This is a genomic window from Pseudomonas asuensis (assembly GCF_014646755.1).
In the GTDB taxonomy this organism is placed as follows: domain Bacteria; phylum Pseudomonadota; class Gammaproteobacteria; order Pseudomonadales; family Pseudomonadaceae; genus Chryseomonas; species Chryseomonas asuensis.
The window spans coordinates 1-6,193 of record NZ_BMNW01000033.1; the positions used below are offsets into that span (position 1 = coordinate 1).

General features: G+C 50.0%; 3 protein-coding genes and 3 pseudogenes. 3 read left to right on the forward strand and 3 right to left on the reverse strand.

Going from position 1 to position 6,193, the window contains the following annotated elements:
• Both IEX86_RS24120 and IEX86_RS24125 read left to right on the forward strand, forming a co-directional pair.
• Positions 1-888, forward strand: an 888-nt coding sequence (locus IEX86_RS24120) for an IS3 family transposase (protein WP_188868696.1), incomplete at its 5' end; no start/stop codon positions are given.
• 165 nt (positions 889-1,053) lie between these two features.
• Positions 1,054-2,157 (forward strand): hypothetical protein, encoded by a 1,104-nt coding sequence (locus IEX86_RS24125; RefSeq protein ID WP_188868697.1) that lies wholly within the window; start codon positions 1,054-1,056, stop codon positions 2,155-2,157.
• 167 nt (positions 2,158-2,324) lie between these two features.
• Here the strand turns inward: IEX86_RS24125 and IEX86_RS24130 are convergent.
• The 3 genes and pseudogenes from IEX86_RS24130 to IEX86_RS24140 all read right to left on the reverse strand — a co-directional run.
• Positions 2,325-2,510 (reverse strand): annotated as a pseudogene (locus IEX86_RS24130) (transposase); the annotation flags it as partial.
• Positions 2,511-2,531: 21 nt separating this feature from the next.
• Entirely contained in the window at positions 2,532-4,748 is a 2,217-nt protein-coding gene (locus IEX86_RS24135; RefSeq protein WP_188868698.1) for a hypothetical protein, read from the reverse strand.
• 198 nt (positions 4,749-4,946) lie between these two features.
• A pseudogene (locus IEX86_RS24140) lies at positions 4,947-5,803 on the reverse strand (IS5 family transposase).
• A gap of 58 nt (positions 5,804-5,861) precedes the next feature.
• On the opposite strand from IEX86_RS24140, the pseudogene IEX86_RS24145 reads away from it, so the two are divergent.
• Positions 5,862-6,193, forward strand: a pseudogene (locus IEX86_RS24145) (IS3 family transposase); the annotation flags it as partial.

A 6,193-nucleotide genomic window follows, 5' to 3' on the forward strand; every position in this document is an offset into this window, starting at 1 on the left:
CCGGCAGCGCCTAGCACTCGTGAGAAAACACAGATAGTCATAGAACTCAGGCAGCACTACCCGTTGCCCTGCTTGCTCAAGGCAGCAGGGCTGGCCCGCAGTACTTTCTACTATCAATCCAAGACATTGGCTGTCGCTGATAAGTACGCCCGGCTCAAAAGCACTATCAAGACGCTTTTTGAGCAACATAAGGGCCGCTATGGCTATCGCCGTATCACTGCTGCCATCCGTAATCAGGGCACTGGGATAAACCATAAAACCATCCAGCGCTTGATGGGCGTCCTGGCACTAAAGTCATCCATTAGACGCCGCAGTAAGTACAGAGCTTACCGAGGCACAACGTCCAGGACTGCCCCAAACCAGCTCAATCGCAACTTCTCAGCCGAGCGGCCTAACGAGCGATGGGTGACAGACATTACCGAGTTCAATGTAGCCGGCCAGAAGCTGTATCTATCACCGATTCTAGACCTCTATAACCGCGAGATCGTGGCCTATGAGATGGCTCGGCGACCAGTGTTTGACATGGTTCGAGACATGATGGGCAAGGCCTTCAAGCGCTTAAGACGCGACGAAGCTCCGCTCCTGCATTCGGATCAGGGCTGGCACTATCAAATGTCCGCCTTTGGCCGTCTGCTGGAGCGGCGTGGCCTCACCCAAAGCATGTCACGACGCGGCAACTGTTTGGATAATGCCGCGATGGAAAGCTTCTTTGCCGTGCTCAAGTCGGAGCTGTATTACCGGGAATCATTCAGTAGCGTGGCTCAGCTGGAAAAAGCGCTGCGTGGGTATATTCGTTACTACAACCACGACCGGCTAAAGCTTTCGCTGGGCGGGTTGAGCCCCGTCAAGTTCCGCCGCAAAAGATCTGGCGTTTTCTCCTCAGCATAGTTTTAGCTCAGAGCTAGGCGTAGTTAAGGCGAGTATAGAGTCGTATAACGCGTTCTGATTGCTTATACGTGTGCCCACTCCATCCATGACTCATAAAGTGCTGGGAACCCCGCTATCAAGCAAGACCACCTAGAGGGATCTTTCCTGTAGGTCATGAGTCCGTCTATGCGCCCCGTTGGAGCAACACCTTCCTTATTCGTACAGACCCCAGCGCTGAGCGATGCGCTCTCTAAGAGCGCCTCAGCAACCGCTCAATCCACAACACCTTCCGCAACGCCTCAGCAGCAGTACCCCATCATACCCAGCAGAATGGTGCTGGGTAGAAGCCTGTTACAGATCGGTAGCCACAAACCGCCCGCGGACCCAAGAGATAAGGCCTTGCTACCCTACCTGTTCAAACCTGATGGCAAGGTTAGCGAGCAGCGTTTAGATAATGGTGATATCCAGTGCTGCTATCCGGTTGCGCACGTACCAGGCAATCCGGATAACCCTTTTGAAGCAACCCTTGTGTTTGGTCGCAACAGCCAGCTCAAGGAGTTATCTGCCAAGTCTATGTCCAATCCTGAGCGTACATTTCCTTCAACAAGCTTCACGTCTACGCGGGCTCCTGGACTTTTTGGCTCCTCCGATCTGGCACAGCTCTCGAATGAGATGTTGGGTCGTATAGCAGAACACGCCGCCTCAACAAACCCCAATGGCTTACTTGCGCTACGCCAAACCAACTGGCACCTAAACGCTATTGCAGACAGCCATATCACACCTGAACAACGCTTTTTGATAAACCATGGTCAGCGTCTCGGAGACATTGGCTTTAGCGCCGACGCCATGCTATTTCTAGCCGAAATGCCTGAAGAGGTACGTAGTTTCGTTTTGGAGCATTGCGCGACCCTTCACGCAGCAGGCCATATAGCCTACGACATGCGAAAGCTAGCCGAAAAGCCTGAAGAGGTACGTAGTTTCGTTTTGGAGCATTGCGCGACCCTTCACGCAGCAGGCCATATAGCCTACGACATGCGAAAGCTAGCCGAAATGCCTGAAGAGGTACGTAGTTTCGTTTTGGAGCATTGCGCGACCCTTCACGCAGCAGGCCATATAGTCTACGACATGCGAAAGCTAGCCGAAAAGCCTGAAGAGGTACGTAGTTTCGTTTTGGAGCATTGCGCGACCCTTCACGCAGCAGGCCATATAGCCTACGACATGCAAGAGCTAGCCGAAAAGCCTGAAGAGGTGCGTGAGGCTGTGATCAAAGAGTTAAAAGCGAAGGGATAAACGGACATTACCCTACACCCGCTTAATCTAGATTTACACTCTCACCGTATCAATAAGTAGCGTAGCTCCTCAGAGTATTGAGTAGCTACGCTTTAAAGCCTACTTCTGATGTCCAATATTCGGGGGTCAGTTCATTTCTCGCGAGCCTCGCCAATCTGATTTTTTCATGCCCGCTCCAGCAGGCTGACACCCTTATCGTCCGGTTCACTCCACTTGGCAAAGTAGGCGTAAACGATTCTCCACTTCGGAAAGTCACTCGGCAAGGCGCACCACTGGCAACCCGTACGCAGCAGGTACAGTACCGCACACCACACCTCGTATAGATTTACACGGCGCGGCTTGGTGCGCTTGCGGACTCACCCGACCGCAAGTAATCACATCCAAGACCCATCGGACGTCGCCTTGATTTTCTCTCGATCTGAGCCGAACAAATCATGCTTTAAAGTGTCACGGTCACGGCTTTGAGGCGGCGGCACCATTTCGCCGCGGAATGCCGCCCACACTCGGGGGCCCGTTGTCATGGCAGTAAGTATTTTTGACTCCCACAGCGCCTGAGTTCGATCCTGCCCAATAATGGCAATTGCTTCTTGAGGAAGTTTTTTAATTTCTGCCAATGTCACCCGGCGGCCCGCTTTGGATGATTTGCTATCATTGCTGATACCTTCTCTTAAATTAGAAAAATATAACTTTGTCGCGAAACGGCCAGTTACGTCCGAAGCCTCTCTGATAGCTTTTGTCACACTTGCACTTAAATCACTCTCATTCTTGCAGGCGTCTATTATTTTTAAATCATTATAGTAGCTTTCCATTTTATTAATGAGAGTTTTCAAGACTTTATTCTCGTCAATAGTCTCCGGTATCGAAGAGAGCATTGAGTTTAAATCTTCCCTAAGTATGTCGTTTAATTTCGAAAGCTTATCTTCAGCAGGTTTTTCCGCTACACGTACGGCGATTTTTTTATAAAACTCAGGCTGCTTTGTTTGTAAGAACAAGAAAAATTCACGTACCTCATTAATTAATCTGTCTCGACAAGCTTGTTCGTAACGCGATTTTGCCCAGCTGGAGAAGTTCTTAGTATCGCCAACTTTTTCCTCTATCTCTTCGGTCGATTTCTTGAGGGAAGTTGAATGTTCAACATGTTGATTAGATAGGTGAGAAATGATTTCCTGCCCATCAATATCTTTTCTTACGGTCAGCAGTTCGTTAATGGCTTTTGTCGCCTCAATGGCTTGGATTTCTTCTATTGATTTTATGTCGAATAATTCTTTGGCTCTCTTACTTCTTACAAAAGGCGTCTCGGTTAGAGTATCGGCTGACACGAGTGAATCAGTTTTCAATAACTCTGGATCAGGCTTTGACCGCTGATTAATCAAGAACATAGATAGCGATCTATCAAGCTCCTGTATGGGGGTGTCGTTAATTATCTTATTTAAATGCGCATCAACTTTATGAGGGTCAAGTACGTCAGGCAAAATTGCCCGATAAACGTTAAATGTCGCTTTGTGGAGCACCGCCTCTAAAATGCTCAAGCCCTTCTCTCCAGTAACACCGAAGCAATCCATACCGTCACTGTAAACGCCGCCCTCTGGCCCTAATTCAAGAAGGCCCTGCTTAATTTTGTTTAACTTTGCTTTCTGCTTGTCAACTGCTCTTTCTTTGTCGAAGTTGAGGTCAGCCCGACGTGCGTAGTCAGCTGTGTCGAAATCTGAGTAGAACACTTGGGCTGATAAGTTTTCTCGTAGACGCGCCACAGGAAGTGCATAACGCCATATATCCGACATCATCCCTTTGTTTCTTATATGATCTTTGGCAATGCGAAAAGCCAGCGAAGCAGTTACAAAAAGTTGATCTGACTTATGTGGGGAGAAAATGGCGTCATATTTTTCTATATCGATAAAGGGCGCCAACGCTGGATTGAGCAAAGCTGCACTTGTTGCCACGACCCCTTGCTGACGAGCTATGAATGTGCCGGGTCGATCTGTCGCAATGGTTCCGATTGATGCTCTTAACGGAAGAGCAAATTCCGTAAGGTCTCGGTGAGGTGGCGGCCCTTTATAACCATTAAAAGCATCGTCGTAATTCTTATCTCCATGCCAAAATAAGCCAAGCTTCACAATTTTTTCTTGCTCTGTTGATTCTGACGTCAGAGGCTCCAGCGCACTAAGGTAAAGGTGTGACGTTTCACCAATTATGTTTTTGAGTTCAGCGGCAAGCGCACCTTCGCTTTCCGTAGATAGCTCATGCTGAGTATTTTTATCTGTTTGCTCGATTCTGATATGTAGCTTGATGTTCCCCGGCTCAATCTCTGGCTCGACCTTTATGAGGAAGGCTCGGCTGGGCGGGCCAAATGGCGATAAATTTTTATCGTCAAAGCACAGTAGCTGAAACGCGTGTGCTGAACCATTTACTGCGCGCTTAGCCAAAGCCGATAAGGTTACTTCATATAAAACACCCTTCTCCAAAGGAAACTGATCATGGGGAAGCGTTCGAAGCGTGAGAGGGGGCGGTAGCTTGCTGTGTGTTTTCTCCAACGGCGAAGTTTGCTGCCGAGGCTGAGATAAAGAGGGAGAATTTAAGCCAACAGTTTTCATGAGCTTTCCTGAAAATATCAATTTCTCCTTGTGTGGTGATTTACAGTAATCGATTCCACGAAATTTCATGTCTACGTAGGACGGGTTTCACAAGAATCTATTGCCGCTTTGTCATGAGCTGCGAACAGACGCCCGCGTTTCAACGAGAAATGGCCAGATAGATGCGCCTTTCCCTACGATTCAATGTATTCAAGTCGATTACAGTGAACGCGAGTCATAGGCTCTGTCTGAAAAAGATTTCCTTAAGCAAATCCGTACACAGGCCAGAGAGATCATGGCCTCGAAGCTGCGGGTAAGTTTCTCGAAACGAGTGGCTATTCGGCGATGCTCCTTAAGCCAGCTAAAGAGCCTTTCAATCGCATTGCGTTTGCAATAGGCCGGTCGGTCAAACAGTCTGGGCAGGCCTGTCCTAGGGCGCCGATGCATCTGGCGTAACGGGATGATGGGCTTGATCCTGAAGCGGTCGCAGTACTGGCGTAGCGCCTGGCTGTCATATCCTTTATCTGCTAGAACTGTACGGCACCGCTTGATAGGTCGACTTGGCGGAGAGGGTAGACAAACCTTATCCAGTACACTTGTAAAGTAACGGCTATCAGCGTGATGCCCAGGCGAGACAGTAAAGCTTAAGGGCATGCCTTGTGTATCGCAGGCGAGATGGAGTTTGCTTGTCAGCCCGCCACAGCTGCGTCCCAGCGTTTGGTTACCCCTTTTTTAGGAGCGCCTGAAGCGGCACGCGTTGCACGGATAGAGGTTGAGTCAACCATCCAGGTGCCTAGATCAATACGACCGTCCTGCCTCAGCTCCACATGAAGCCGTTTGAGCAGAGTCTTAAACAACAAGCGGTCTCGCCAGATACGGAAACGGTGGTAGACCGTTTGCCAGGCGCCGAAGTGATCGGGCAGGTCGCGCCACTTCGCCCCTGAGCACAACACCCAAAGGATGCCGTTAAGCATCAGGCGATCATCCTTGCGGCGCCGCCCCCGCTGCTGCCTGTGAGAAACCAAATCGCGAATCAGCGCCCATGATTGATCGTCTAACGCGTAACGGCCCGTCATCTCTGCTCTCCACACGAAAAAGACAGGACAGCCTAGCAAATCGATTTTCAGACAGAACCTAAGACGCAACGAGGCTCCGCTCCTGCATTCGGACCAGGGCTGGCACTATCAAATGCCTGCGTTTGGCCGTCTGCTGGAGCGGCGTGGCCTCACCCAAAGTATGTCACGACGCGGCAACTGCCTGGATAATGCTGCCATGGAAAGCTTTTTTGCCGTGCTCAAGTCAGAGCTGTATTGCCGGGAATCCTTCAACAGCGTCGCTGGGTTGGAGGAAGCGCTGCATGGCTATATCCGCTATTACAACCATGACCGGCTCAAGCTTTCGCTGGGTGGGTTGAGCCCTATCCAGTTCCGCCTCAAAGAATCAGGTGTTTCTTCCTCAAGCAGGGC